Genomic DNA, 24339 nt, shown 5'->3' with positions numbered 1-24339 from the left:
CCCTACCCCGGCCTTGACGGGATCACTCGGAGAGGTGTCCCCTGGCCACGGAGAGTTCTACCAGCTCCAGCGCGTACGCGCCGAGCGAGGGCGATCCCTCCTGGATGATTTGCACCTTCTCCCGGACCTCGCCGGCCGTCACCTTGAACAGCGGCCACGTACCGCCCTCGGTGTGGTGGTTGGCCAGGATCGGGGCGAACCGGTCGAGCGCCTTGGCGAACCTGGCCTCCGGCGTCTCCCTGGCCTCGAACTCGTCCCAGAGCTCCCGCAGCCGGGCGCCCTGCTCGCCGGGGAGCAGGCCAAAGATGCGGTCGGCCGCGGCGGTCTCGGCGGCGGCCTGGGCGGCGACCGCCACGTGGTCGTAGACGAAGGTGTCGCCGGCGTCGATCTCGACCAGGTCGTGCACGAGTAACATCGCCACCACCCGCTGCAGGTCCGTTCCGGGCGGGGCGTGCTCGCCGAGGACCATCGCCAGCGTGCCCACGTACCAGGAGTGCTCGGCGGAGTTCTCCCGCCGCGACCCGTCGATCAGATGGTTGCGGCGGATGATCCGCTTCAACTTGTCGATCTCGACGGCGAACGCGATCTGGGCGTACAGGCGGTCCTCTTCTGGCGCGATAGTCACGCGCGACACCCTAATGTGCGGTGATCACCCCGGTTGGTGAAATCGTGACCGGAACTCCGTTGAACACTGCGTTACCACTTGGGATATCCAGGGCGGATTCGTCCGTCAGCACGTTCGTGTTGACACCGGCGTGTTGGGCCGCCACCTGCTGGGTGCTGCCCGCGTGCCCCCAGCCGTGCGGCAGGCTCACCACGCCCGGCATGATCGTGTCGGTGGGCTCCAGCGTCACCGTGAGGCTGCCGGTGGCCGAGGTGACCACGGCCTGGCCGGCCAGGCCGAGCCTGGCCACGTCGGCGGGGTTGATCTGCAGCGTGCAGGTGTTGGTGCCGCCGACCAGCGGGCCCACGTTGTGCAGCCAGCTGTTGTTGGAACGCAGGTGCCGCCGCCCGATCAGGACGATGTCCGGCGGTTCCTCCGTAAGCCTGGCGCGCAGGCGCTCGACGTCCTCGACGAGTCGCGGCGGGGCCAGCTCGATCACGCCGGAGGCGGTCTTCAGCACCTCGGGCAGCCGGGGTTCCAGCGCGCCGAGGTCCAGGCCGTGCGGGTGGTCGAGCAGCTTGCGCAGCGACAGGTCGCCCTTGCCGGCCCACTCGCCGTACGGGCCGAGCCTGAGCATGAGGTCCAGCCTGCGCTCGGCGCCCGTCTCGCCCTCCAGCGCGGCCCGCAGCCCGGCCACGTCGTGCCCCTCGACGCCGGAGCCGGGCGTCTGCGCGGCCTTGCGCAGCATCTCGCCGATCAGGAACTCGTCCAGGTCCGCTTCCGGCCCGTCCAGTCCGGCCGCGATCGCGGCCAGTCCGGCCAGGATCCTGGCCTCGCTGGGCCGCCCGTCCAGCGGCAGCGCGGGGCGCGAGTAGCGGGCGTAGTTGCGTACGGCGAACCCGAGCAGCGCGAAGTCGTAGTGGCCCGACTGCAGCACGCGCGGCGGCGGCAGGATCACGTGCGCGTGCCGGGTGGTCTCGTTCAGGTACGGATCGACGCTCACCATGAAGTCGAGCCCGGCGAAGGCCGCCTCCAGCCGGTCGCCGTGCGGCGCGGACAACACCGGGTTGCCCGCGACCGTGACCAGCATCCTGACCTGGCCCTCGCCCGGCGTCTCGATCTCGTCGGCCAGCGTGGCCACGGGCAGCTCACCGTTGGCCTCGGGCAGCCCCCGCACCCGGCTGCGCCACCGGCCCACCGTGTACGGCCGCCGCCGCGCCCCGAACTCGGTCGCCGGCTTGGGGAACATGGCCCCGCCGGGCCGGTCGAGGTTGCCGGTGAGCACGTTGAGCACGTCCACGAGCCACTGGGCCAGCGTGCCGAACTCGGTCGTGCACGTGCCGATCCTGGCGTACACGGCGGCCGTCCGCGCGCCGGCCAGCTCCCTGGCCAGCCGGACGATCGTCCCGGCCGGTACGCCGGTACGCCGGGAGACCGCCTCCGGCGGGAAGTGCTCGGCCGCCTCGCGCACCTCGGCCAGCCCGTTGACCTCGTGCCACGGCCTGGCCAGGTCCTCGGCGAACAACGTGTGCACGATCCCGAACAGCAGGTACGCGTCCGAGCCCGGCCGGACGAAGACGTGCTCGTCGGCCAGCGCCGCCGTCCTGGTCCGGCGCGGGTCCACCACGACGAACCTGCCGCCGCGCCGGCGCAGGGCCTTGAGCCGGCCGGGGAAGTCGGGGGCGGTGCACAGCGAGCCGTTCGACTCCAGCGGGTTGGCGCCCAGCATCAGCAGGAAGTCGGTCCGGTCCAGGTCGGGGACCGGGACGGCCAGCGGGTGGCCGAACATCAGGCCGCTGGCGACGTGCTTGGGCATCTGGTCGGCGGTGGCGGCGGTGAAGACGTTCCGGGTGCCGAGCGCCTTGATCAGCGGCCCGGCGTACAGGGCGCCGGCCATCGTGTGGGCGTTGGGGTTGCCCAGGTAGACCGCCACCGACCGGCGTCCGTAGCGCTCGGTGACGCGCGCCAGGCCCTGCCCGACGGCCTCGAACGCCTCCTCCCAGCTCGCCTCGCGCCACTGGTCGCCCTCGCGGATCAGCGGCTTGCGCAGGCGGTCGGGGTCCTCGTCGAGGCGGCCCAGGCTCGCGCCCTTGGGGCAGATGAACCCCTTGCTGAAAGGGTCGTCCCTGTCGCCGCGGACGCCGGTGACGTGGCCGCCGTCGTCGAGGGTGAGCGTCAGGCCGCAGACGGCCTCGCAGAGGGGACAGGTGCGGTGGACGGTCGAGGTCATCGCGACTCCTGAGTTCGCCAGGTGAACTCATCTTGGCCCGTCCCGTGCGCATGGGGAAGCCCCGGGAGCCCCCGCGGTCCCCGGGGCTGTTTCTAGGGAGATGTCCCGGTTTCCCTAGGTCATCGGACGACCTGCGGCAACGCCAGCGGCGTGCGCAGATCGGGCGGCTCCTCCAGGTCGGACCGGAGCGGCGTCCAGGAGCGGCGGCCGTACAGGCGTTCCAGGCCGGGTGCGGTCACGCCGGGCAGCTCGTCCCGCCGGACGATCTCCACGATCAGCAGGTGGGCCCGGTCGCGGTGCCTGTGGACGGTGGCGCTCCTGGCCCAGCAGGCCGCCGCGATCTCCTCGGCGTACGCGTCGAACTCCTCGGCCGAGATGCCCGCCCGCGTCATGACCAGCGCCTTCTCGCCCCTGGCCGACGGCGTGATCCAGAGCACCAGCGGGATCCGTCCGGCCCGGGTGTGCATGGTCGTCTCCAGGCAGACCCGCTGCAGGCGGTGCCGGGAGAGCACGCACCAGAAGTGGGCCAGGGCCCAGTTGCGGCCGGTCCTGGTGGCGGCGGGCACCGAGATGGCGCTGCTCAGCAGGACGAAGGGCACCCAGTGGCCGTCCCGCGCGGCGCCCAGCAGGGCGAGAACGAACAGCCCCACCGCCCCCAGCGCCATGAGCTCGCTGCGGACGCGCCAGATGCGCACCAGCGGGCCCCCGCCGCCCGCGCCCGGGAGGTCCTCGACGGCCGGGTAGATCTGGTTGCGCGGGTTCCTCGACATGTCAGGACACCTCCTCGGGCACCCGTGACGCCACCGTGAGCTGGTCGAAGCGCGGGTCACGGTAGGAGCGGGCGCCGAAGCCCGTCCTGGTGACCGTCCAGCCCCGGTAGATGGCGAACTCGTCCGGCTCCATGCAGATCTCGCGGTCGGCATATGCGAGCAGATCCCGGATCCGGGACTTGATTCGGCCGAGCCCCTTGGTACCTTGTGAGTACATAGAAGACCCCTTTCGCGGCATTTCCAGAGGTGGCTTCTTCGCCGGGTCGCAGGTCGGGTCCAGTCCCGCCGCAGGGTGGCAGCCCATATGCGGCGAACGCGGATCCGGTCTCGGCCCGGCATTTTCTTGGTGCTCCGATGAGCGACACGTTTTCAGGCGATGGGACGGTCCTTCCGGCAAGCGGCCTCCCTTGGGCGGACATTCGTATCCGGGACGGCTCCGTTGCCGGTGAGGCGGCCCTCGCGCGGGCGCCCGATCGTGAGCGGAGAGCTCGACGGGCGGGGCCGTTTCGTCATCCCGGCCTCCCCTCGTCGGTCGAGAACCCTCCTGGCTCGATCGTCCTCCGCCTTCCGGGATGCTGCAATACGTCGAGCAAGGGAAGAATTAAGTTTCTTCGCAGTTTGCCGTTCTAGTTGCCGTGCAACTTGCACGTGTTCTGTCAGGGGCTTGAGGGGCCTCCGAGGTGGCCGTAAATCCTCCCCCTGACCTCTATACCTACGCGAAGCCTTGTCTTGCTCCCACGCTCTCTCCGTGAAAGCCTTCGAGCAACCCCATGCGGCAGGATTCGTGCAAGTTGCAGTGTAAGATTGAGTGAACGGCCCACAAACCGGGTTGCCAAACGATCCGTTCCCGCCACACCTTCATTCCCGACAAGGAGAGTGGACGGTGCCATCGCAGCAGGGCAGTCCGACAGTGCGCAGGCTCCGCCTAGGCCAGGAGTTGCGCCTCCTTCGCGAACGACGGAAGTTCACCGGGGCCCGGGCGGCGCGAGAGCTCGGCTGGTCGGCCAGCAAGGTCAGCCGCATCGAAGCCGCGAAGACCATGCCCAGCGCCGCCGACATCAAGGCGTTGGGCGAGCTCTACAGCCTCGACGTCGACAGACTTGACGAACTCTTCGGCCTCCTGCGAGATGCGGAGCAGCGTGGGTGGTGGGAAGATTATGAAGACTCCCTGCCCGAGGAGTACATCAGGCTTCTCGGGCTGGAGGCGGAGGCGACGGTTCAGCGCAACTGGGAACCCCAGTTGGTGTCCGGTCTCCTCCAGACCGAGGACTACGCGCGAGAGGTCATCCTCTCCGCGCGCGGAATCGTCCGGATCACGCACAGCGGCGTGCGCAGTCGCGTCGAGGCCCGCCTCGACCGGCAGCAACGGGTTCTGCACCGGCCCGATCCCTGCCGCCTCAACGTGGTGCTCGACGAAGCGGTGCTGATGCGGCGCTTCGGGGAGCCCTCGGTCATGCGGGAGCAGATGGAACACCTCATCGAGGTCTCCCTGTTGCCGCACGTCAACGTCCGGGTGTTGCCGCTGGACTCGCTCCATCCGGTCAATACCGGGGCGTTCATTCATCTGAAGTTCACCGGTTTCGACGATGTCGTCTATTTGGAGCACTTGTACACTGCTCACTTCGTAGAGGACCTCGAACGAGTCGCCGGCTATGAGAACGCTTTTGACCACATGTGGGCAGAGGCACTCGACGAGGACGAATCCCGCGTACTCATCCAACGCAAGGCCATGTTGTGGCGGCGCTAGAGCGCGCGGTCCCAGTAGGCGGGCAATGGGGCCCGCTTATACCTTTTGGGGAGAAAATGCACACCACTACTACGATCCGGGCCTGGCGGAAGAGCAGCTTCTGCAACGGAGCGTCTTCTTGCGTCGAGGTTGCACCTCTGGGCGACGGCAACGTCGCCCTGCGGGACAGCAAGGTGCAGGACGGCCCGGTGCTCGTCTTCACGCCGTCCGAGTGGGCCGCCTTCACGGCCGGCGTGCGCGACGGTGAGTTCGACCTGGACTCCCTGGCCGCCCGCGCGTGAAAAGCGGCCCTGGCGAGTTGGTGGCACAACCTCGCAGGGCCGCTCGGGACGAGGCCGGATCGGCCACGACCGTACTTCGGTCGCCCAGCTTGTGAGCAGTGAAGACGCCTACATCATCGCATGAGGACCACCCGGGTGATCAAGGTCTGCGCCCGCCCGAGGTGACGAACGGCCCTGGCCCTTGCACCGCCAAGCCCCAGGGCCTCTCTCTCCCCGAAGCATCGCATACCCCGTCTCGGCACGCCTCCGTGCCGCTCACTCCGCGGCCGAGGGCCTGGGGCACGCCGAGCCCACCGATCAGCGTACGGCCCGGCGGCGGATCAGGAAGAGGCTGCTCAGGCCCGCCAGTACGGCCAGGCCCGCCATCGCGACGGCGGCCATGAGGGAGGCCGAGACGGTGCCGTGGCCCTGGCTCAGTGAGATGAACAGGGTGCCCACGGTCGAGACGCCGATGACCTGGCCGAGCTGCATCACGGTGAGCAGCGCGCCGCTCGCGTCCGCCGCGTACGCGCCGTCCACCTGCTCGGTCGCCATGTTGGTCACCGCCACCTGCACGCCGAGCCCGGCGCCGATGAGGGCGCTCATGACGGCGTACAGGACGCCGCCGTCGGCGGCGAGGCCGAGGCCGAGGTAGGCGGGCGCGGCCACCACGTAGCCGACCGGGACGAGCGGGCGCTGCAGCCCCGCGGGCAGCCGCGGCCACAGCAGGCCGACGATGCCGAAGGCGAGCGCGCACGGCACCAGCATCATGCCCGAGCCGAGCGGGGAGAGGTGCAGGTCGCCCTGCAGGTGCAGAGCCGAGGTGAACAGGAACGCGCCCCAGGTCGCCGGGCCGAACAGCAGGATCGCCAGGCCGGGACGCATGCCGGGCGCGGCCAGCACCTTGGCGTCCACCAGCGGACGCCCGCCGCGACCGGTCACCCAGCGCTCGACCCGGACGAACGCCACGAACATCACGACACTGAGCCCCATCGAGACCCAGCCCCAGACGGGCCAGCCCAGGTCACGTCCGAGCACCAGCGGCACCACGAACAGCAGCACGGCCGCCGACAGGGTCACCAGGCCCCACGGGTCGAGCCCGGTCCTGCCGCCGCCCTCGTCGGCGGGCAGGGCGCGGATGCCGATGCCGAGCAGCACCGCCCCGACCGGCACGAGCACCAGGAACACCACCCGCCAGCCGGCTCCGAAGCCGAGCAGGATGCCGCCGAGCGCCTGGCCCACGACGATGCCGCCGCTGATCACCAGTGACCAGAGCCCGATCGCCCGTCCGCGGGCCGCGCCCTGGTAGTTGCGCTGGATCAGGGTCAGCACCTGCGGCATCATCATGGCCGCGCCGGCGCCCTGCGCGAGGCGGAAGCCGATCAGCCAGCCCGTCGAGGGCGCGAGGCCGGCGCCGAGCGTGGTGACGGTGAACACGGCCAGACCGCCGAGGAAGGCGTTGCGGTAACCGAAGAGGTCGCCGATCCGGGCGCCGGTGATCAAGAGGACGGCATAGACAATGGTGTAACCGGCGACGATCATCTGCAGCCCCGCGCCGGAGGAGTGCAGGTCCGCCTCGATGGTCGGGGTGGCCACGTTGACGATGTTGACGTTGAGGATGGCCAGGAACTGCCCGACGAGGATCACTGCGAGGAGCAGACCGCTGGCCTTGGCCCTGTCCGGTGGGGTGACCTGGACAGGAGAGGTGACAGTGGCGGATTCGGTCATGTGTTTCATTATTGTGCGAACCCGATACCAGTAACGAGAGTCCCTTTATACTGGTATTGGCGGCACCTGGATAAGTGTGCGCGGATGCCCCCATAGTGGAGGTGTGACCGTGACCGAGGCAAGACGTACGGACCTGGCGGCGTTCCTCCGGACTCGCCGGGAGCGCATCACCCCCGAGATGGTGAACCTCGCGCCGGGCCCCCGCAGGCGTACGCCGGGGTTGCGCCGCGAGGAGGTCGCCCAGCTCGCCGGGGTGGGCGTCACCTGGTACACGTGGCTGGAGCAGGGCCGGCCGATCAACGTCAGCGGCCAGGTGATCGACGCCGTCGCCCGTACGCTCATGCTGGACACCGCCGAGCGCCAGCACCTCTACCGGCTCACCGGCCAGGCCGAGGCCCCCGCCGTCGTCGACGCCAGCCGCATGCCGCCGGAGATGCAGGGCATTCTCGACCAGCTCGGCGACATGCCCGCGTCCGTCGCCAACAGCCGTTCCGACCTGCTGGCCTGGAACGCCGCCTACGCCGCCCTGTTCCCGCACGTCGTCGCGGCCCCGGACGGCGAGCGGAACTCGTTGTGGCAGACGTTCGTCAACACGGATGCCCCGACCACGCTCGTCAACCGCGAGTCGGAGCTGCCGCGCGCGGTCGCGGTCTTCAGGGGCGCCTACAGCAGGCATGCCGACGACCCCTGCTGGCAGGACTTCGTGCGGCGGCTGAGCGCGGAGAGCGCCGAGTTCGCCCGCATGTGGGCCAGGCAGGACGTGGCCGAGCCGGGCCCCCGCGTGAAGGTCTTCAAGCACGAGGTCGCCGGCGACCTCCGCTTCAGCACGACCAGCCTGAACGTCTCCGCCACGCCCGAGACGCGGCTGATCGTCTACAGCCCCAAGGACGAGGCCACCAGGTCCGCTTTGACCTGGTTGATGGGAAGTGGTGATACCAAGTCCTAATCTGCCGCCCATAGAATGCTCGATCCGTAAAAGTCTGGATCGAGCGGAAATGGCGGTAGATGAGACTCCCCCGTGTCCTACCGGTGCTGGTCGTCGCCGCCTCCCTCGCGGCATGCTCGTCGGCACCTGACAAAGAACCGCAGAGCAAGCAGGTCGAGCAGCAGGCGGCCGAGTCGCCGAGTTCGAAGCCGAAGCCCGCGCGCCGGCCGTTCACCATCTCCTTCGGCGGCGACGTGCACTTCGAGGGCGTCCTGCGCGGCAGGCTCGCCAACCCGGGCACCGCCCTCGGACCCATCGCGAACGTGCTGCGCAAGGCCGACCTGACGATGGTCAACCTGGAGACCGCCATCACCACCGCCGGGACGCCCGCGCCCGGCAAGCAGTTCACCTTCCGCGCGCCGGCGACCGCGTTCAGCGCGCTCAAGGCGGCCGGGGTGGACGTCGCCTCCATGGCCAACAACCACGGCATGGACTACATGGAGAGCGGCCTGGCCGACTCGCTGGCGGCCATCAAGCGCAGCAGGTTCCCGATCGTGGGCATCGGGGCGAACGCCGCGCAGGCCTACAAACCCTTCCGCAAGACGGTGAACGGCAACCGGGTGGCGATCATCGGCGCGACGCAGGTGCTCGACGCCGAGTTCATCCAGTCGTGGACGGCCACGGCCGACAAGGGCGGACTGGCCTCGGCCAAGGACGAGGCGAGCCTGCTGAAGGCCGTACGCCAGGCGCGCAAGAACTCCGACACCGTCATCGTGCACCTGCACTGGGGCACCGAGATGCAGAAATGCCCCAACGAGGCCCAGCGATCGCTCGCCCCCAAGCTGGTCGCGGCGGGCGCCGACGTCGTGGTCGGCGGGCACGCGCACATCCTGCTCGGCGCCGGATACCTGGACAACGCCTACGTCAGCTACGGCATGGGCAACTTCGTCTTCTACAACTCCACCCCGGGCACGACGGGCAGGACCGGCGTGCTGACGTTGACGATCAACGGCCGCAAGGTGCTCAAGGACCAGTGGACCCCGGCCACGATCCAGGGCGGCATCCCGGTCCCCATGACGGGCACGGCCAGGACCCAGGCCGTGAGCGACTGGAAGGCGCTGCGCTCGTGCTCGGGGCTGGCCGCGCGGCCATGATCGATCTATCCTCTGGACAGTTCGTCCAATAGGAGGTCGCCATGCGGCAGGTCGAGTCCGGCGGGGTGCGGCTGGCGGTCTTCGAGGAGGGCGACCCCGCCGCACCCACGATCCTGCTGCTGCACGGCTACCCGGACACCCACCGCGTCTGGGACGAGGTCGCCGCCCTCCTGCGCGACCGCTTCCACCTGGTCAGGTACGACGTGCGCGGCGCCGGCGCCTCCACCGCGCCGCGCGACCGCCGGCACTACGCCTTCGGCCACCTGATGGCCGACCTGGCCGCGGTGATCGGGTCCGTCGGGAAGCCGCGGGTCCACCTCGCCGGCCACGACTGGGGCTCGCTCCAGGGCTGGGAGGCCACCGTCACGCCCGGCCTGCGCGACCGGCTGGCCTCCTTCACCAGCCTCGGCGGGCCGGGGCTGCGGCAGGTGTCCCACTTCATGCGGCACGGCGGGCGGCGCGAGGTGCTCAGGCAGCTCGCCCGTTCCTGGTACATCGGCGCGTTCCAGGTGCCGGTGCTGCCCGAGCTGGCGTGGCGCACGGTCGTGCCGCGCGTCCTTGCGCGCACGTTGCGGCGCACCGACGGCGTCGGGCCGCGGCCGGGGCATCCGGCGCACACCCTGGCCAGGGACGCGCGCAACGGGCTGGAGCTCTACCGGCGCAACATGTTCGGCGGGCGGCGGGACGCCGGGCCCGAGGTCGTGCGGGTGCCGGTGCAACTCGTCGAGGCCCGCTGGGACCCGTTCGTCACCCCGGCGCTGCTGGCGGCGACCGCCCGGTGGGCCGACCGGCCGTGGCGCCGCACGATCGAGGCCGGCCACTGGGCGCAGCGCAGCCACCCCGCGGCCGTCGCCGGGCTGATCGCCGAGTTCGTCACGCACGTGGAGGGCGGCGCCGCGGCGAGGGGAGCGCGGCGGGCGCCGCCGCACGGGGACGACGCCTCCGGCCCGGCCCGGCGTCGCTGATATCGCTCGAATTGAAGATTATTCGCGAAATATCGTCTCGCAATATAGTGTCCCGGGATTGTGCTGAACAATATGACGGTCGCCGTCCGGGAACATTTATCGAACACACCATCGGCGGCCTGTTATCCAGGGCCGCATCCCCAGGGAGCGGCACCGGGCCACCGGCCGTCCGCGCTGGGCCGCGGGCCGCGGGCCGGTGCACATTCGGCACGCTGACCAGTGCGGAAATTCGGTTATGCCGGCTCGTGGATTTCGCCATGGGCGACGCGACGCGAAGCCGTCCGAGAAATCCCGCAAATGAGTAGGTAACGATCGTGCAGACGAGAGAAGATGAATCCGTGTCTTCGCCGCAAATGGATGATGACTGCGTCCACCCCAAAGCTCTCCGGCGGCAGCCGGCCCAACGCCGCAGCGCCCGGCGCGTCGAGCGCATGCTCGACGCCTGCGCCGAACTCCTCGACGAGACCGGCTACGAGGCCCTGTCCACCACCCGCATAGCCGAGCGGGCAGGCGTCGCGATCGGTTCGGTCTACCAGTTCTTCCCCGACAAGCGGGCCATCACCCAGGAGCTCACCCGGCGCAACGTCGAGCAGTTCGTGGCACGGGTGGGCCTTCGGTTCATGGAGGAGGAGTACCGCGGCTGGTGGGAGGCCGTCGATGCGATCATCGACGAGTACGTCGACATGCACCGCACGGTCCCCGGCTTCAGGAGCCTGCACTTCGGCGACGTCGTCGACCTCAACCTGCTCGACTCCGACTCCGAGAACAACACGGTCATCGCTGGCAGGCTGCGCGGCCTGCTGCTCAAAGAGTTCGGGCTGGCCGACAGCGAGACGCTCGACCTGGCCGTGCTGGTCGCGGTCGAGGCCGGCGACGCGGTGCTCAAGCTGGCCTTCCGGCGCGACCCCGCCGGCGCGCCCGACATCATCGACGCCGCCAAGCACCTCGTGCGGGGGTTCCTGTCGCGTCAGCTCAAGTCGTGGTCGCCGCACGTGCTGACCGAGGGCGAGGTGGGACGCTGACCGAGATCTGGGCATGACAGCAACGAGCGATCGTCACTGTCCGTCACGGGTCTTTCGCGAGGTGAAGATGTACGATCTTCCGCCGTCCGCCTTCAAGCGCAGTGCCCCCTTCGATCCCCGCCACAGGCGTGGGCCGGTCCGCGTCGCGCTCGGGCTCGCCCGGGCCGTGCGGTCCGTGGTCGCCGGCCGGATCACCGCGCCGTACCGGCGATGACCGGCCGCTGGGCGCCGGACGCGGCCCGCCGCCACGACTCGGGCACCAGGGGCGCGGCCTCCCGGTGCCGGTGCCTGGTGGGTTGCCGGTCGCCCAGCGCGGTCGCGGGCACCTGCTGGATGCGCGGCGTCATCGGCGTACGCAGGCAGGGCAGCGGAAACGACACCGGCCGTACGTCCCGGGCCTGCCGGACGTCGAGCCTGGCCCGCAGCGCATGGAGGTTGCGCTCGGCCGTCCGGATCGCCTCCAGCCGGGCCGAGAGATACCCCGCCACGCCGGGCCCGAGAGCCGAGAGAACGACGGCGCAAGCCAGCGTGAAGGTCATCTGCCGAGACATGCCCATTACAGCCCCCTCCGCCCGCGTACCGCAAAGCATGCCGTATATGCCCACTGACCTGCACGGACACGCGCAGCGTGACCAGCCTTGGACGAGACGTTGCCGAATTTGCATGTGACCGGCGATGCGCATTGACCGGGCAAAGCGCCTGGCGGCTCGGTAGTCTCGCGGGTGTGGCGCATGTGACCCGAGAGCACCTTGATCGTCTGCTGGAGCAGGCCCTGCTGGCCGACGACCACAGTTCCTTGGCCAGTCGGCTGTACGACGTCGCGCTCGGTTATTCGTCCGGCGACGTCTCCAGGGCGTCCATCCTCGTCCTCGCCGCCGAGGAGTGGCGAGCGGCGGGACAGCCCGCACGCGCGATGGAGTGTTTCCAGCGCGCCGTGGAGGACGGCGGCGACGCGGGCTTCGACCCGCGCGCAGGCATCGCCGACACCCTCTTCGAGCTCGAAAGGCCCGACGAGGCCCGGGAGCTCATCGAGACCATCCGCGCGGAGGGCGACGTCTCCACGGCGACGGCCCACACCATCGCGGAGACCCTGGTCGCCTACGGCGATCTGCGGGGCGGCCTCGAATGGGCCACCCAGGCCGTGCTGGGCTGCGACGAGGGCGACCCCGAGCAGGTGGCGCTGCTGCGGACGCGATACCGCATCAGGGTCGACCTCGGCCTTCCGGAGGACGAGCTCGACGAGCTCGTCTCCTAGTCGCGGAGGCCGGCCGACGGGCCCCGCGCGGGGCCCGGCTTGTCGCGTGCCCGCGAAGCGGGGCCGGAGGGGCCGCGACAGTGCGCGGCCACGACCCCTCCGGCTGAGGAAGCCGGGCGCGGCAGGCACGACCCGCGCCCGGACACATTGGCTCAGTGCAGGTCGAGACCGGGCAGCAGGCGGCTGAAGCCGTCGATGGCGGGGTAGCCGCCGGGCAGCGTCGACGCGCCCTCGATGCCCTCGACGGCCCTGGGCAGCAGGTTCGAGATCAGATCGCCGCCGACCTCACGCACCGGCTGCCGCGCCTGACCCGGCGACTTCGCGGCGCGGGCCGAAGCGGGGGCGGTCGGCCGCTCGCCGAGCGTCATCTCGGTCGGCACCCGGGCCGCGACGGGCGCCGGCGGCAACGCGGGGAGTGCGGGCAGCGCGGGCACCTGCAGCGTGGTCGCCAGGTCACGCATCCCGCTGTTGCCGGCGGCCGCGGGGAACAGCGCGGGCGAGGCGCTGTTCAGCGAGGGCATGCCCCACGTCGCCCCGACGCCGCCGAGGTCGGCCAGCGGGCCCATGGCCGACCTGGCGGCCGCCAGACCCGTCAGGCCGAGCCGCCTGGCCATGTCACCGGCGGCCATGGCCAGCTTGCCGACCTCCTCGGTGACGACCCGGTGGCCGTTCGTCCTGCCCTCGTTGAGCTGGAGCTTGGCGTGGCCGTCGCAGTACGAGGCGACCGCCTCACGCGGCCGGCAGGTGTCGGCCACCGAAGGCCCGGCGACCGGCCAGGTGACGCCCGCGGTCAGAGCGGCCACCGTGAGGATGCTGCGGATCTTACGAGATGACACCGTACGTCCCTCTGATCGGAATCGCTGATCTGACGAACGCCGAAGCTAGCCACGTGTCCGGCCGGTCGCGTGCGGCTTGTCCGAAGGGTGGCGGGAACCTTACCCCGCGGCGACGGGATATGACCCTGGCATGACATGCCGGAGCCCGGAGATCCGGGTGGATCTCCGGGCTCGACGGCACTGCCTCAGCCGCGCTGGATGACCAGCTCGTCGTCGCCGAGCTCCACCCTGACCTTGTCGCCGTCGGCGATCTCGCCGGACAGCACGGCCTTGGCCAGCTTGTCGCCGATGGCCGACTGGACCAGGCGGCGCAGCGGGCGGGCGCCGTACAGGGGGTCGTAGCCGGTCAGCGAGAGCCATTCGCGGGCGGCCGGGCTGACCTCCAGCGTCAGCCGGCGGTCGGACAGGCGCCGGGCCAGGCGGTCGACCTGGAGGTCGACGATCTGGGCCAGCTCTTCGGAGCCGAGCGCGTCGAAGAGGATGACGTCGTCGAGCCGGTTGAGGAACTCCGGCTTGAACGAGCCGCGCACCGCCCCCATGACGGCCTCGCGCTTGGCGTCGTTCTCCAGCTTCGGATCGACCAGGAACTGCGAGCCGATGTTGGAGGTCAGGATCAGGATCGTGTTGCGGAAGTCGACCGTGCGGCCCTGGCCGTCGGTCAGCCGTCCGTCGTCGAGCACCTGGAGGAGGATGTCGAACACCTCCGGGTGCGCCTTCTCCACCTCGTCCAGCAGCACCACCGTGTACGGCCGCCGCCGGACGGCCTCGGTGAGCTGGCCGCCCTCCTCGTAGCCGACGTAGCCGGGAGGCGCGCCGACGAGCCTGGCCACGCTGTGCTTCTCGGAGTATTCGCTCATGTCGATGCGGGTCATCGCCCGCTCGTCGTCGAACAGGAACTCCGCCAGCGCCTTGGCCAGCTCGGTCTTGCCCACACCGGTCGGCCCGAGGAACAGGAACGAGCCCGTGGGACGGTCGGGGTCGGCGATGCCGGCCCGGCTGCGGCGTACGGCGTCGGAGACGGCCTGTACGGCCTGCTGCTGGCCGATGAGCCGCCGGCCCAGCTCCTCCTCCATCCGCAGCAGCTTGGCCGTCTCGGCCTCCAGCAGGCGGCCGGCGGGGATGCCCGTCCAGGAGGAGATGACCTCGGCGATGTCGTCGGCGCCGACCTCCTCCTTGACCATGGCGTTGTCCGGCGGCGCGGCGTCGGAGGCGGCCTGGAGTGCCTGCTCCAGCCTGGGCACCTCGGCGTACATGAGCCGGGAGGCGGCCTCGAAGTCGCCGTCGCGCTGGGCCCGCTCGGCCGCGCCCCTGGCCTCGTCGAGCTGCTTCTTCAGCTCGCCGACCTTGTTGAGCCCGGCCTTCTCGTGCTCCCAGCGGCCGACGAGGGCGTTGAGCTCCTCCTGGCGGTCGGCCAGCTCCTGGCGCAGGCGGTCGAGCCGCTGGACCGACGCCTCGTCGGTCTCCTTCGTCAGGGCCAGCTCCTCCATCTTCATGCGGTCGACGTTCCGCTGGAGCTGGTCGATCTCCACGGGACGGGAGTCGATCTCCATGCGCAGCCGCGAGGCGGCCTCGTCGACCAGGTCGATGGCCTTGTCGGGGAGGAAGCGGTTGGTGATGTAGCGGTCGGACAGGGCGGCGGCGGCGACCAGGGCGCCGTCGGCGATCTGCACCTGGTGGTGCGCCTCGTAGCGGCCCTTGAGCCCGCGCAGGATCGCGATCGTGTCCTCGACCGTGGGCTCGCCCACGTAGACCTGCTGGAAGCGGCGCTCCAGCGCGGGGTCCTTCTCGATGCGCTCGCGGTATTCGTCGAGCGTGGTCGCGCCGATCATGCGCAGCTCGCCGCGGGCCAGCATGGGCTTGAGCATGTTGCCGGCGTCCATGGCGCCCTCGGCGGCCCCCGCGCCGACGACGGTGTGCAGCTCGTCGATGAACGTCACGATCTGCCCGTTGCTCTCCTTGATCTCGGAGAGTACGGCCTTGAGACGCTCCTCGAACTCGCCGCGGTACTTGGCGCCGGCCACCATCGCGCCCAGGTCGAGCGAGATCAGCCGCTTGTTGCGCAGCGACTCGGGCACGTCGCCGGCCACGATGCGCTGGGCCAGGCCCTCGACGACGGCGGTCTTGCCGACGCCGGGCTCGCCGATCAGCACCGGGTTGTTCTTGGTGCGGCGGCTGAGCACCTGGACCACGCGGCGGATCTCCGAGTCGCGGCCGATCACCGGGTCGAGGCCGCCGCCGCGGGCCCGTTCGGTCAGGTCGACGCCGTACTTCTCCAGCGCCTGGTAGGTGTCCTCGGGCGTCTCGCTGGTGACGCGGGCGTGGCCGCGTACCTTCTCGAAGGCGTCGAGCAGCGCCTGCGGGGTCGCGCCCTGCGACTTGAGCAGCTCGGCCATCGGGCCGCCGTCGGCCGCCGGGCCGACGAGCAGGTGCTCGGTCGAGACATAGAGGTCTTCGAGGCGGTTGGCGTGCTGGGCGGCGGTGTTCATGACGGTGAGGAGCTGCCGCGAGCTCGACGGCGCGCCCACTGTCGCGCCCTGCGCCTTCGGCAGCGCCGCCAGCTGCTCCTCGACGCGCGCCCGCAGCGTGCGCCAGTCGGCGCCGACCGCTTCGAGCAGCGGCACGGCCGTGCCGCCCGTCTGGGAGAGCAGCGTGGAGAGCAGATGGGCCGGAGAGATCTCCGGGTTGCCCTCGGCGGCGGCGCGCCGCATGGCACCCGAGAGAGCTTCCTGGCTCTTCTGGGTGAGCTTGTAGTCCATAACCTAGGCCCCCGGTGGCAGCTCGTAGCGGATCAGCGCCCTGACCATCCGCATCTCGGCGCGCAGGCGGTGAACCTCCTCACGCAGCCGCAGAGCTTCGTTCTCGAGCTCGAGGATCCGCTTGATGCCCGCGAGGTTGATGCCCTCCTCCTGGGAGAGTCGCTGGACCTCGCGGAGCTGGATGATGTCTCTTGTGGAGTAGAGGCGGCCGCGCCCGGCGGTGCGGCCCGGGCTGACCAGGCCGAGCCGGTCGTACTGGCGCAGCGTCTGCGGGTGGAGCCCGGAGAGCTGCGCGGCCACCGAAATCACATAAACAGGCGTGTCGTCGGACAGGTCGAAATAGTTGGCGTCCATCGGCTACTCGCTTCTGGCTCGCTGAATGAGATCGGCGCGCGGGTCGTCGCCCGCGGTCGCGGTGTTGAACTCGTTGAGGAGCTCGCGCGACTTGTCGTCGAGCGTCTTCGGCACGAGCACCTCGACGCTGGCGAGCAGGTCACCCTTGGTGCCGTCCTTGCGGGTGACGCCCCTGCCCCGCACGCGGAACGTGCGGCCGTTGGGCGTGCCCGCCGGGACGCGCAGGGTCACCGGCATGCCCTTGAGGGTCGGCACCTTGATCTCGGCGCCCAGCGCGGCCTCCGAGAACGTCACGGGAACCGTGATCGTGAGGTTGTCGCCCGTCCGGCCGAACACGTGGTGCGGCTTGACGTGCGTCAGGATGTAGAGGTCGCCGGCCGGGCCGCCGTTCTCGCCCGGCGCGCCCTTGCCCTTGAGCTTGACCCGCTGCCCGTCGGCCACGCCGGCGGGGATCCTGGCCTGGATCGTGCGGGTGCTCTTGGCCCGGCCGTTGCCCTCGCACACGGGGCAGGGGTCGTCCACGAGCAGCCCGCGGCCCTTGCAGTCGCGGCAGGGCTCGGAGAAGGCGAAGTTGCCCAGGTTGCGGCTGGCCGCGCCGGTGCCCTCGCAGGTGGGACAGACCCGGGGGTCGTGCCCGCCTTGGCGCCGGTGCCGCTGCACGCGGTGCAGGCGGCCGAGCTGGTCAGCCTGAGCGACACCGTGGTGCCCTCGACGGCCTCGGTGAACGAGAGCGTGACCTCGGACTCGACGTCCTGGCCGCGGCGCGGTCTGGTGGCGCTCGTCGTGCGGGTGGAGCCCCCCGCCCCACCGCGGTTGAACAGCCCGCCGAACAGGTCGCCGAGCCGCTCACCGGCGCCCCCGCCCTGCTGGCCGGCGGTGCCGCCGAACAGGTCGCCGAAGTCGAACGGGAAACCGCCACCGCCGGGGCGCTGACCGCCCACCCCGGACCCGAACAGCGTGCGCGCCTCGTCGTACTCCTTGCGGCGCTTGCCGTCGGACAGGATGTCGTACGCCTCCGAGACCTCCTTGAACTTGGTCTCCTTGGCGGCGTCGCCCTGGTTGGTGTCCGGGTGGTACTGCCTGGCCAGCTTCCGGTACGCCTTCTTGATCTCGTCGGCGGTGGCGGTCTTGGGCACACCAAGGACGGCGTAGTAGTCCTTTTCCAGGTAGTCCTTGGTGCTCATCTACGGCCCTTCGTCCTTTTGTCAGTTTGCTTCGTCGTCATTGGACGCGGGAGGAGCGTCCTCGGGCTCGGCCACCGCCACCCGCGCCGGGCGCAGCACCCGCTCACCCATGCGGTAACCGGGCTGCAGCACCTCGATCGCGGTGGGCTCGGTGACGTCGGGCGAGTAGCTGTGCATCAGCGCCTCGTGGACCGTCGGGTCGAACGGGTCGCCCTTCTGGCCGTAGGCGCTGAGGCCCAGCTTGGTGAGCACCGACTCCAGCGACTCCGCCACCTTCGCGAAGCCACCGGTCAGCTCGCCGTGGTCACGGGCCCGTCCGATGTCGTCGAGCACGGGGAGAAGCTCGGTCAGCGCGCCGGCGACGGCCTGCTCGCGGACCGCGACCCTGTCGCGCTCGACCCTTCTGCGGTAGTTCGTGTACTCCGCCTGGAGGCGCTGGAGGTCGGCGGTCCGCTCGGCGAGCTGGGCCGCCAGCTCACCGTCGTGGGCCGCCGCCGGCGCCTGCTCGGCGGGCGCCTCGGGCTGCTCGCCCGAGGTCTCCCGAACCTCGCCCGTCTCCGGGTCGATCTTGCGCTTGTCGCGGATCACCGGCTCCTCGTGCCCGTTGTCGCGCGCCGGCATCACTGGTCCTTCTTCGGCTGGTCTTCGTCGACGATCTCGGCCTCGACCACGTCGTCGTCGGCCTTGGCGCCCTGACCGGCCGAGGCGTCCTGCGGAGCGCCCTCGGGGCCGGCCTGCTGGCCCTGGCTGGCGGCGTAGATGGCCGAGCCCATCTTCTGGCTGACCGTGGCGAGCTTCTCCGCGGAGGTGCGGATGACGTCGGTGTCGGTGCCCTCAAGAGCCTTCTTCAGCTCGGACAGGGCGTCGTTGACCTCGGTCTTGATGTCGCCGGGGACCTTGTCGTCGTTCTCGCGGAGGAACTTCTCCGTCTGGTAGGCCAGACCGTCCGCGTTGTTGCGGACCTCGGCCTCCTCGCGGCGCTTCTTGTCCTCCTCGGCGTACGACTCGGCCTCGCGCATCATGCGCTCGATGTCGTCCTTCGGCAGCGCGGAGCCGCCGGTGATGGTCATCGTCTGCTCCTTGCCCGTGCCCAGGTCCTTGGCGGAGACGTTGACGATGCCGTTGGCGTCGATGTCGAAGGTGACCTCGATCTGCGGGATGCCGCGCGGCGCCGGGGCGATGCCGGTCAGCTCGAAGGTGGCCAGCTTCTTGTTGTACGAGGCGATCTCGCGCTCGCCCTGGTAGACCTGGATCTGCACCGACGGCTGGTTGTCCTCGGCCGTGGTGAAGACCTCCGAGCGCTTGGTCGGGATCGTCGTGTTGCGCTCGATGATCTTGGTGAAGATGCCGCCCTTGGTCTCGATGCCCAGCGACAGCGGGGTCACGTCGAGCAGGAGGACGTCCTTGACCTCACCCTTGAGCACGCCGGCCTGGAGAGCGGCGCCGATGGCGACGACCTCGTCGGGGTTGACGCCCTTGTTGGGCTCCTTGCCGCCGGTCAGCTCGCGGACGAGCTCGGTGACGGCGGGCATGCGGGTCGAGCCGCCGACGAGCACCACGTGCGCGATGTCGGAGACCTTGATGCCGGCGTCCTTGATGACCTGGTGGAACGGGCCCTTGGTCCGCTCGAGCAGGTCGGCCGTCAGGCGCTGGAACTCGGCCCTGGTCAGCTTCTCGTCGAGGTGCAGCGGGCCCTCGGAGGAAGCGGTGATGTAGGGCAGGTTGATGTTGGTCTCGGCCTGGCTGGACAGCTCGATCTTGGCCTTCTCCGCGGCCTCACGCAGGCGCTGGAGGGCCATCTTGTCCTTGGCGAGGTCGACGCCGTGGGCGTTCTGGAAGCGCTTGACCAGCTCGTCGACGACGCGCTGGTCCCAGTCGTCGCCACCGAGGTGGTTGTCGCCGGAGGTGGCCTTGACCTCGACGAAGCCGTGGCCGTCCTCCTGGCCGACGTCGAGCAGCGAGACGTCGAAGGTGCCGCCGCCGAGGTCGAAGACCAGGATCGTCTGGTCCTGCTCCTTGTCGAGCCCGTAGGCGAGGGCCGCGGCGGTCGGCTCGTTGATGATGCGCAGAACGTTGAGGCCCGCGACCGTGCCGGCCTCCTTGGTGGCCTGGCGCTGGGCGTCGTTGAAGTACGCCGGGACGGTGACCACCGCATCGGTGATCTTCTCGCCCAGGTACGCCTCGGCGTCCTGCTTCAGCTTCTGCAGCACGAAGGCGCTGATCTGCTGAGGGGAGAACTTCTTGCCGTCGATCTCCTGGGACCAGTTGGTGCCCATCTCGCGCTTGACCGAGCGGATCGTCCGGTCAACGTTGGTGACGGCCTGCCGCTTGGCGACCTCGCCCACGAGGACCTCGCCGTTCTTCGCGAAGGCGACCACGGACGGCGTGGTCCGCGAGCCCTGCGCGTTGGCGATGACGGTGGGCTCACCGCCCTCGAGGATCGAGACGACGGAGTTGGTCGTCCCAAGGTCGATACCTACCGCACGTGCCATGAGTACGTCCTTGTAGTCAAAGTTGAGTCGGTTGGACTCAAGCTACGGATTCGTGTCGTCTTTGTCAAACGACTTGAGCCTACCCGACTCAACCCCGATGAGCGCGTCAGCATTCCCACGAACTGGGGCGATAACCGGCGTGATTCCACACATCAGGCGTAACGGGGGCGGACGCCCGGCGGTTCCACCGGCATGAGTAAGCCGCCCACCTCGACACGTGGTCAGGAGGAGGGCGGCCGAGTGAACGTCCGGCTCAGGGCTTGGCGCCGTCCACGAGCTTGCGCTTGGCGAGGGGGTGCTTGAGCTTGACGGTCGTGGTCTTCTCCAGGGCCAGCATGATGCAGGAGACGTTCTTGGCCTTGGGGGACGTGCCCTCGTACAGGGTGATGGTGACCTTCTTGGCGGTCTCCTTGACCTTGACCCTGTCCAGCACGGTGCACGGCTCCACCCCCGACCACCAGGTGAGCCTGACCTGCCTGCCGCGGGCGACGGACGCGGCCTTGGTCCAGCGGACCTTGTGCACGTTGATGGCGTCGCCGGTGGGCTTGACCGGCTCGGGGGCCTTGGTGGGGGCGGTGGTGACCGGCGTCACGGTGTGCTCGACGGGCGCCTGCGGCCCCGGACGGGCGGCCGGCGGCGATGTGGCACAACTCGTCGCGAGCACCAGAGAACCGGCGAGAAGAGTCGCTGTCGTCATTGTGCGCATATCTATAGGACGAAAAGGGCAGGTCCGCGGTTCAGCGTTATACCCGGGAAGTGGGCGGTTAGTGTGGGTCACGTGCTCCGTCAGGCAATGCTCGCCGTCTCCAAGAGCGAACGCGCCGAACGCGTCATCACCACATCGCCGCTGACCAGGGACGTGGTCAAGCGATACGTCGCCGACGACGTCGGCGAGGTCATCCGCGGGCTGACCCACGAGGGCCTCCTCGTGACCGTCGACCACCTGGGCGAAGAGGTGACCGACAGGGGACAGGCCGAGGCGGCCGTGCGCGAGTACCTGTCGCTCCTCGACCGGCTGCCGCCGGGCGGCGACGCCTCGGTCAAGCTGACCGCGCTCGGGCTGCGGCTGTCGGAGCAGGTCGCGCTCGACAACGCGGCCACCATCTGCGAGGCGGCGGCCGCCCGCGGCATCACGGTCACGCTCGACGCCGAGGAGCACGACACGGTCGGTGGCCTGCACTTCGTGCACGCCACCCTGCGCAAGGAGCATCCCGACGTCGGGATCGTGGTCCAGGCGTACCTGCCCGACGCGCTCGAACGCTGCGAGAAGCTGGTCGGCGCCCGCGTACGGCTCTGCAAGGGCGCCTACACCGCCCCCGGCGCCTACAACAGGCCGGCCGACGTCGACCGCTCGTTCGTCCGCTGCCTCAAGATCCTCATGGCGGGCACCGGCTACCCCATGATCGCCACGCACGACCCCAGGATGATCCAGATCGCCTCCACCCTGGCCGTGCTCGACGGCCGCGACGTGAACGGCTTCGAGTACCAGATGTTGTACGGCGTGCGCCCCGGCGAGCAGCGCCGCCTGGCCGGCCTCGGCGGCCAGGTACGCGTGTACGTCCCGTACGGCGCCGACTGGTACGCCTACCTCATGCGCCGCCTGGCAGAACGCCCCCGCAACCTGGCGTTCTTCCTCAGATCGCTGCTGTCGCGGGGCTAGTAGGCTGGGCCGGCGTCCGTTCCCCTTCGAGAGGTCGAGATGATCGCGATTCTGGGCACCGGCAAGATGGGCGAGGCCCTGCTGTCCGGGCTGCTGCGCGCCGGGTTCAAGCCGGGCGACATCATGGCGACCAGCCGCCGTCCTGAGCGGGCGCAGGCGCTGCGCGAGACCTACGGCGTGCGCACGGTCGACAACGCCGAGGCGGCCAAGTCGGCCGACACCCTGATCCTGGCCGTCAAGCCCCAGGACATGGCGACCCTGCTGGCCGAGATCGCCCCCTACGTCCCGGCCGACCGCCTGGTCATCACGGCGGCGGCCGGCATCACCACAGCGTTCGTGGAGCAGCGGCTCGGCGTCGAGGTGCCGGTGGTCCGGGTCATGTCCAACACGCCGATCAAGTTCGACGAGGCGATGAGCGTGATCTCGGCGGGCGCGCACGCCGGCGAGGAGCACCTCAAGCTCACCGAGGGCCTGCTCAAGCCGGTCGGCAAGGTGCTGCGCATCCCCGAGTCCCAGCAGGACGCCGCGACCGCGCTGTCCGGCAGCGGCCCCGCCTACTTCTTCTACCTGGTCGAGGCCATGGTCGACGCGGGCATCCTGCTCGGCATGCCGCGGGCCGCCGCGCTCGACATGGTCACCCAGTCGATCGTCGGCGCGGCCGTGATGCTGCGCGACTCCGGGGAGCACCCGGTGATCCTGCGGGAGGCCGTCACCTCGCCGGGCGGCACCACGATCGCGGCCATCGCCGAGCTGGAGCGCCACAGCGTGCGTGCCGCCTTCCTGGCCGCCATCGAGGCCGCCCGCGACCGGGGGCGCCAGCTCGCCTCGGGCTGACCGGCGGCCGGGGGAGCCAGTCGTGCTCAGGCGTCCCGCCGCTGCATGAGGACGCCCCCCGCCACCACCGCGACGGCGACCCACAGCGCGTAGACGCCGAGCCCGCTCCACGGCCCCAGCGGGTTCCCGGGCTGGTCCAGCACGATCTCCAGGCCGGCGTTGGTGGTGAAGTGGTCGGAGACGGTCTTCCCCCACTGGCCGGGCAGCGCGCTGGTGAGCTGCGGCAGCACCATCATCAGCGCGATGGCCGAGACGATCGCGCCCGGCGTGTGCCGGATCAGCGTGCCGAGCCCCAGCCCGAACAGGCCGCAGGCGGTGAGGTAGAGCCCGGCCCCGAACACCGACTGCGCCGCGGTGCCCAGGTCGACCGAGCCCGGCCGGAGGATCGCCAGGCCGACGGCCACCGCGGCGGCGGCCGCGACCGTGCAGACGACCAGCGCCGTCACGGTGAACACCACGATCTTGCCGGCGAGCAGCTTCATCCGCCTCGGCACGGCCAGCAGCGACGTGCGGATGCCGCCGGTCCGGTACTCGCTGGAGATCACCAGCACGCCCAGCGTGGCCATGGACAGCGAGGCGAACATGATGCCGGTCAGGCTCGTCATGACGGCCTGGTCACCGGTGATGGGCCGCCCGTCGGCCGTGGCCTTGGACGCGACCGACAGGAGCCCGCCGAGGCCGATCAGGAGCAGGGCGGTGACGGCGAGTGTCCACACCGTCGAACGCACCGAACGGATCTTGGTCCACTCGGACATCAGGATGTCGGTCATGACGAGTACTCCACACTGTCCTTGGTGAGCTCCATGTACGCCGCTTCGAGCGAGGGCTGCACGAACGTCAGCTCCTCCAGGGGAATCCCGGCCCGAGCGGTCAGGGTGCCGATCTCCAGCGTGCTCATCGCGGTGACGCGCAGGTGGTCCGGGTACAGGTCGCCCACCTTGACCAGGTCGGCGACCTCGGCCAGGCGCGGGGAGCGCACCCGTACGTAGCCCTGCGAGCTGCGCCCGATGAACTCCTGCACGCTCGTGTCGGCGATCAGCCGCCCCCGGCCGATCACGATCAGGTGGTCGGCCGTCTGGGCCATCTCGCTCATGAGGTGGCTGGAGACGAACACCGTCCGCCCTTCGGCGGCCAGCTTGCGCATGAACGTGCGGATCCACAGGATGCCCTCGGGGTCGAGCCCGTTGACCGGCTCGTCGAAGAGCAGGATCTCGGGGTCGCCGAGCAACGCGGCCGCGATGCCCAGGCGCTGCGACATGCCCAGCGAGAAGCCGCCGATCCGGCGCCGCGCCACCTCGCGCAGGCCGACGGCCTCCAGCACCTCGTTCACCCGGCTCGCCGGGATGCCGTTGCTCTGGGCGATGGCCAGCAGGTGGTTGCGGGCGCTGCGGCCGCCGTGCACGGCCTTGGCGTCCAGCAGCGCGCCCACCTTGCGCAGCGGGTGCCGATGCTCCTGGTACGGCCGCCCGTCCACCAGCACGGACCCGCCCGAGGGCCGGTCGAGGCCGAGGATCATGCGCATGGTCGTGGACTTCCCGACTACGGGTTTGGGGCACATAATCG

The 24339-nt window shown here is 70.3% G+C and carries 22 protein-coding genes and 2 pseudogenes; 9 read left to right on the top strand and 15 right to left on the bottom strand.

The features are described from left to right. Positions 1-22 precede the first annotated feature (22 nt). The 4 genes from ACNF49_RS02870 to ACNF49_RS02855 form a co-directional block, all read right to left on the bottom strand. Positions 23-634 (bottom strand): HD domain-containing protein, encoded by a 612-nt coding sequence (locus ACNF49_RS02870; protein ID WP_357966219.1) that lies wholly within the window; start codon positions 632-634, stop codon positions 23-25. A gap of 1 nt (position 635) precedes the next feature. Next, entirely contained in the window at positions 636-2834 is a 2199-nt protein-coding gene (locus ACNF49_RS02865) for a molybdopterin-dependent oxidoreductase (protein ID WP_357966222.1), read from the bottom strand. A 119-nt stretch (positions 2835-2953) separates the two neighbouring features. After that, positions 2954-3604 carry a hypothetical protein gene (locus ACNF49_RS02860; RefSeq protein ID WP_482942710.1) on the bottom strand — a complete coding sequence of 217 codons (651 nt, stop codon included), beginning with the start codon at positions 3602-3604 and terminating at the stop codon, positions 2954-2956. Position 3605: 1 nt separating this feature from the next. Beyond that, entirely contained in the window at positions 3606-3821 is a 216-nt protein-coding gene (locus ACNF49_RS02855; protein WP_357966227.1) for a hypothetical protein, read from the bottom strand. Positions 3822-4487: 666 nt separating this feature from the next. Between ACNF49_RS02855 and ACNF49_RS02850 the strand changes: the two genes are divergently transcribed. After that, positions 4488-5351: a helix-turn-helix domain-containing protein gene (locus ACNF49_RS02850; protein WP_357966230.1), complete on the top strand. Its 864-nt coding sequence runs from the start codon at positions 4488-4490 to the stop codon at positions 5349-5351. Between the two features lie 56 nt (positions 5352-5407). Beyond that, positions 5408-5632 (top strand): DUF397 domain-containing protein, encoded by a 225-nt coding sequence (locus ACNF49_RS02845; RefSeq protein WP_357966233.1) that lies wholly within the window; start codon positions 5408-5410, stop codon positions 5630-5632. Between the two features lie 297 nt (positions 5633-5929). Here the strand turns inward: ACNF49_RS02845 and ACNF49_RS02840 are convergent, their stop codons facing one another. Beyond that, complete coding sequence (locus ACNF49_RS02840) at positions 5930-7339, bottom strand: MFS transporter (RefSeq protein ID WP_482942709.1); 1410 nt, start codon at positions 7337-7339, stop codon at positions 5930-5932. A gap of 109 nt (positions 7340-7448) precedes the next feature. Between ACNF49_RS02840 and ACNF49_RS02835 the strand changes: the two genes are divergently transcribed. The 4 genes from ACNF49_RS02835 to ACNF49_RS02820 all read left to right on the top strand — a co-directional run bounded on the left by ACNF49_RS02835 (position 7449) and on the right by ACNF49_RS02820 (position 11405). Then, positions 7449-8285 (top strand): helix-turn-helix transcriptional regulator, encoded by an 837-nt coding sequence (locus ACNF49_RS02835; protein ID WP_482942708.1) that lies wholly within the window; start codon positions 7449-7451, stop codon positions 8283-8285. A gap of 59 nt (positions 8286-8344) precedes the next feature. Further along, positions 8345-9418, top strand: coding sequence for a CapA family protein (locus tag ACNF49_RS02830; RefSeq protein ID WP_482942707.1), 1074 nt, complete (start codon positions 8345-8347; stop codon positions 9416-9418). 41 nt (positions 9419-9459) lie between these two features. Next, on the top strand, positions 9460-10383 hold the full coding sequence (locus tag ACNF49_RS02825) for an alpha/beta fold hydrolase (RefSeq protein ID WP_482942706.1): 924 nt from the start codon (positions 9460-9462) through the stop codon (positions 10381-10383). Positions 10384-10814: 431 nt separating this feature from the next. Further along, positions 10815-11405: a TetR/AcrR family transcriptional regulator gene (locus tag ACNF49_RS02820; protein WP_387652033.1), complete on the top strand. Its 591-nt coding sequence runs from the start codon at positions 10815-10817 to the stop codon at positions 11403-11405. Positions 11406-11596: 191 nt separating this feature from the next. Here ACNF49_RS02820 and ACNF49_RS02815 read toward each other — a convergent pair whose 3' ends face one another. Further along, positions 11597-11944 (bottom strand): hypothetical protein, encoded by a 348-nt coding sequence (locus tag ACNF49_RS02815; protein WP_482942705.1) that lies wholly within the window; start codon positions 11942-11944, stop codon positions 11597-11599. A 185-nt stretch (positions 11945-12129) separates the two neighbouring features. Between ACNF49_RS02815 and ACNF49_RS02810 the strand changes: the two genes are divergently transcribed. Further along, a complete protein-coding gene (locus ACNF49_RS02810; protein WP_352319079.1) occupies positions 12130-12660 on the top strand; it encodes a tetratricopeptide repeat protein in 531 nt (176 codons plus the stop codon). 152 nt (positions 12661-12812) lie between these two features. Here ACNF49_RS02810 and ACNF49_RS02805 read toward each other — a convergent pair whose 3' ends face one another. From ACNF49_RS02805 to ACNF49_RS02775, 7 genes and pseudogenes are all read right to left on the bottom strand, one after another. Next, entirely contained in the window at positions 12813-13496 is a 684-nt protein-coding gene (locus ACNF49_RS02805) for a hypothetical protein (protein ID WP_357966245.1), read from the bottom strand. A gap of 185 nt (positions 13497-13681) precedes the next feature. After that, complete coding sequence (clpB, locus tag ACNF49_RS02800) at positions 13682-16252, bottom strand: ATP-dependent chaperone ClpB (RefSeq protein ID WP_482942704.1); 2571 nt, start codon at positions 16250-16252, stop codon at positions 13682-13684. 30 nt (positions 16253-16282) lie between these two features. Further along, positions 16283-16606 (bottom strand): annotated as a pseudogene (locus ACNF49_RS02795) (heat shock protein transcriptional repressor HspR); the annotation flags it as partial. Between the two features lie 3 nt (positions 16607-16609). Beyond that, positions 16610-17790 (bottom strand): annotated as a pseudogene (dnaJ, locus tag ACNF49_RS02790) (molecular chaperone DnaJ). 21 nt (positions 17791-17811) lie between these two features. Then, positions 17812-18411: a nucleotide exchange factor GrpE gene (grpE, locus tag ACNF49_RS02785; protein ID WP_357966251.1), complete on the bottom strand. Its 600-nt coding sequence runs from the start codon at positions 18409-18411 to the stop codon at positions 17812-17814. Further along, positions 18411-20282 (bottom strand): molecular chaperone DnaK, encoded by a 1872-nt coding sequence (gene dnaK / locus ACNF49_RS02780; protein WP_358290341.1) that lies wholly within the window; start codon positions 20280-20282, stop codon positions 18411-18413. Before dnaK ends, grpE begins: the two co-directional genes overlap by 1 nt. Positions 20283-20535: 253 nt before the next feature. Beyond that, entirely contained in the window at positions 20536-20979 is a 444-nt protein-coding gene (locus ACNF49_RS02775) for a hypothetical protein (protein WP_482942703.1), read from the bottom strand. Positions 20980-21060: 81 nt separating this feature from the next. Between ACNF49_RS02775 and ACNF49_RS02770 the strand changes: the two genes are divergently transcribed. Both ACNF49_RS02770 and proC read left to right on the top strand, forming a co-directional pair. Continuing rightward, entirely contained in the window at positions 21061-21942 is an 882-nt protein-coding gene (locus tag ACNF49_RS02770; RefSeq protein ID WP_482942702.1) for a proline dehydrogenase family protein, read from the top strand. 39 nt (positions 21943-21981) lie between these two features. Beyond that, the gene (gene proC / locus ACNF49_RS02765; RefSeq protein WP_352357328.1) at positions 21982-22776 is read left to right on the top strand and encodes a pyrroline-5-carboxylate reductase; all 795 of its coding nucleotides are present in this window, start codon (positions 21982-21984) and stop codon (positions 22774-22776) included. Between the two features lie 26 nt (positions 22777-22802). Here proC and ACNF49_RS02760 read toward each other — a convergent pair whose 3' ends face one another. Both ACNF49_RS02760 and ACNF49_RS02755 read right to left on the bottom strand, forming a co-directional pair. Beyond that, positions 22803-23546: an ABC transporter permease gene (locus tag ACNF49_RS02760; RefSeq protein ID WP_482942701.1), complete on the bottom strand. Its 744-nt coding sequence runs from the start codon at positions 23544-23546 to the stop codon at positions 22803-22805. Then, the gene (locus ACNF49_RS02755) at positions 23543-24334 is read right to left on the bottom strand and encodes an ATP-binding cassette domain-containing protein (protein WP_482942700.1); all 792 of its coding nucleotides are present in this window, start codon (positions 24332-24334) and stop codon (positions 23543-23545) included. The genes ACNF49_RS02760 and ACNF49_RS02755 overlap by 4 nt, the downstream gene beginning before the upstream one ends. Positions 24335-24339 lie beyond the last annotated feature (5 nt).

The sequence above is a fragment of the Actinomadura sp. ATCC 39365 genome (genome assembly GCF_054392275.1).
This window is presented reverse-complemented; position numbering and strand designations above follow the sequence as displayed.

What these genes read in the sequence shown, in the direction of transcription:
- ACNF49_RS02855 (WP_357966227.1), bottom strand. Translation starts at nt 3,821, where the DNA reads ATGTACTCACAAGGTACCAAGGGGCTCGGCCGAATCAAGTCCCGGATC.
- ACNF49_RS02815 (WP_482942705.1), bottom strand. Translation starts at nt 11,944, where the DNA reads ATGACCTTCACGCTGGCTTGCGCCGTCGTTCTCTCGGCTCTCGGGCCC.
- ACNF49_RS02845 (WP_357966233.1), top strand. Translation starts at nt 5,408, where the DNA reads ATGCACACCACTACTACGATCCGGGCCTGGCGGAAGAGCAGCTTCTGC.
- ACNF49_RS02820 (WP_387652033.1), top strand. Translation starts at nt 10,815, where the DNA reads ATGCTCGACGCCTGCGCCGAACTCCTCGACGAGACCGGCTACGAGGCC.
- ACNF49_RS02840 (WP_482942709.1), bottom strand. Translation starts at nt 7,339, where the DNA reads ATGACCGAATCCGCCACTGTCACCTCTCCTGTCCAGGTCACCCCACCG.
- ACNF49_RS02825 (WP_482942706.1), top strand. Translation starts at nt 9,460, where the DNA reads ATGCGGCAGGTCGAGTCCGGCGGGGTGCGGCTGGCGGTCTTCGAGGAG.
- ACNF49_RS02865 (WP_357966222.1), bottom strand. Translation starts at nt 2,834, where the DNA reads ATGACCTCGACCGTCCACCGCACCTGTCCCCTCTGCGAGGCCGTCTGC.
- ACNF49_RS02830 (WP_482942707.1), top strand. Translation starts at nt 8,345, where the DNA reads ATGAGACTCCCCCGTGTCCTACCGGTGCTGGTCGTCGCCGCCTCCCTC.
- dnaK (WP_358290341.1), bottom strand. Translation starts at nt 20,282, where the DNA reads ATGGCACGTGCGGTAGGTATCGACCTTGGGACGACCAACTCCGTCGTC.
- proC (WP_352357328.1), top strand. Translation starts at nt 21,982, where the DNA reads ATGATCGCGATTCTGGGCACCGGCAAGATGGGCGAGGCCCTGCTGTCC.
- ACNF49_RS02775 (WP_482942703.1), bottom strand. Translation starts at nt 20,979, where the DNA reads ATGACGACAGCGACTCTTCTCGCCGGTTCTCTGGTGCTCGCGACGAGT.
- ACNF49_RS02860 (WP_482942710.1), bottom strand. Translation starts at nt 3,604, where the DNA reads ATGTCGAGGAACCCGCGCAACCAGATCTACCCGGCCGTCGAGGACCTC.
- ACNF49_RS02760 (WP_482942701.1), bottom strand. Translation starts at nt 23,546, where the DNA reads ATGACCGACATCCTGATGTCCGAGTGGACCAAGATCCGTTCGGTGCGT.
- clpB (WP_482942704.1), bottom strand. Translation starts at nt 16,252, where the DNA reads ATGGACTACAAGCTCACCCAGAAGAGCCAGGAAGCTCTCTCGGGTGCC.
- ACNF49_RS02755 (WP_482942700.1), bottom strand. Translation starts at nt 24,334, where the DNA reads ATGTGCCCCAAACCCGTAGTCGGGAAGTCCACGACCATGCGCATGATC.
- grpE (WP_357966251.1), bottom strand. Translation starts at nt 18,411, where the DNA reads ATGCCGGCGCGCGACAACGGGCACGAGGAGCCGGTGATCCGCGACAAG.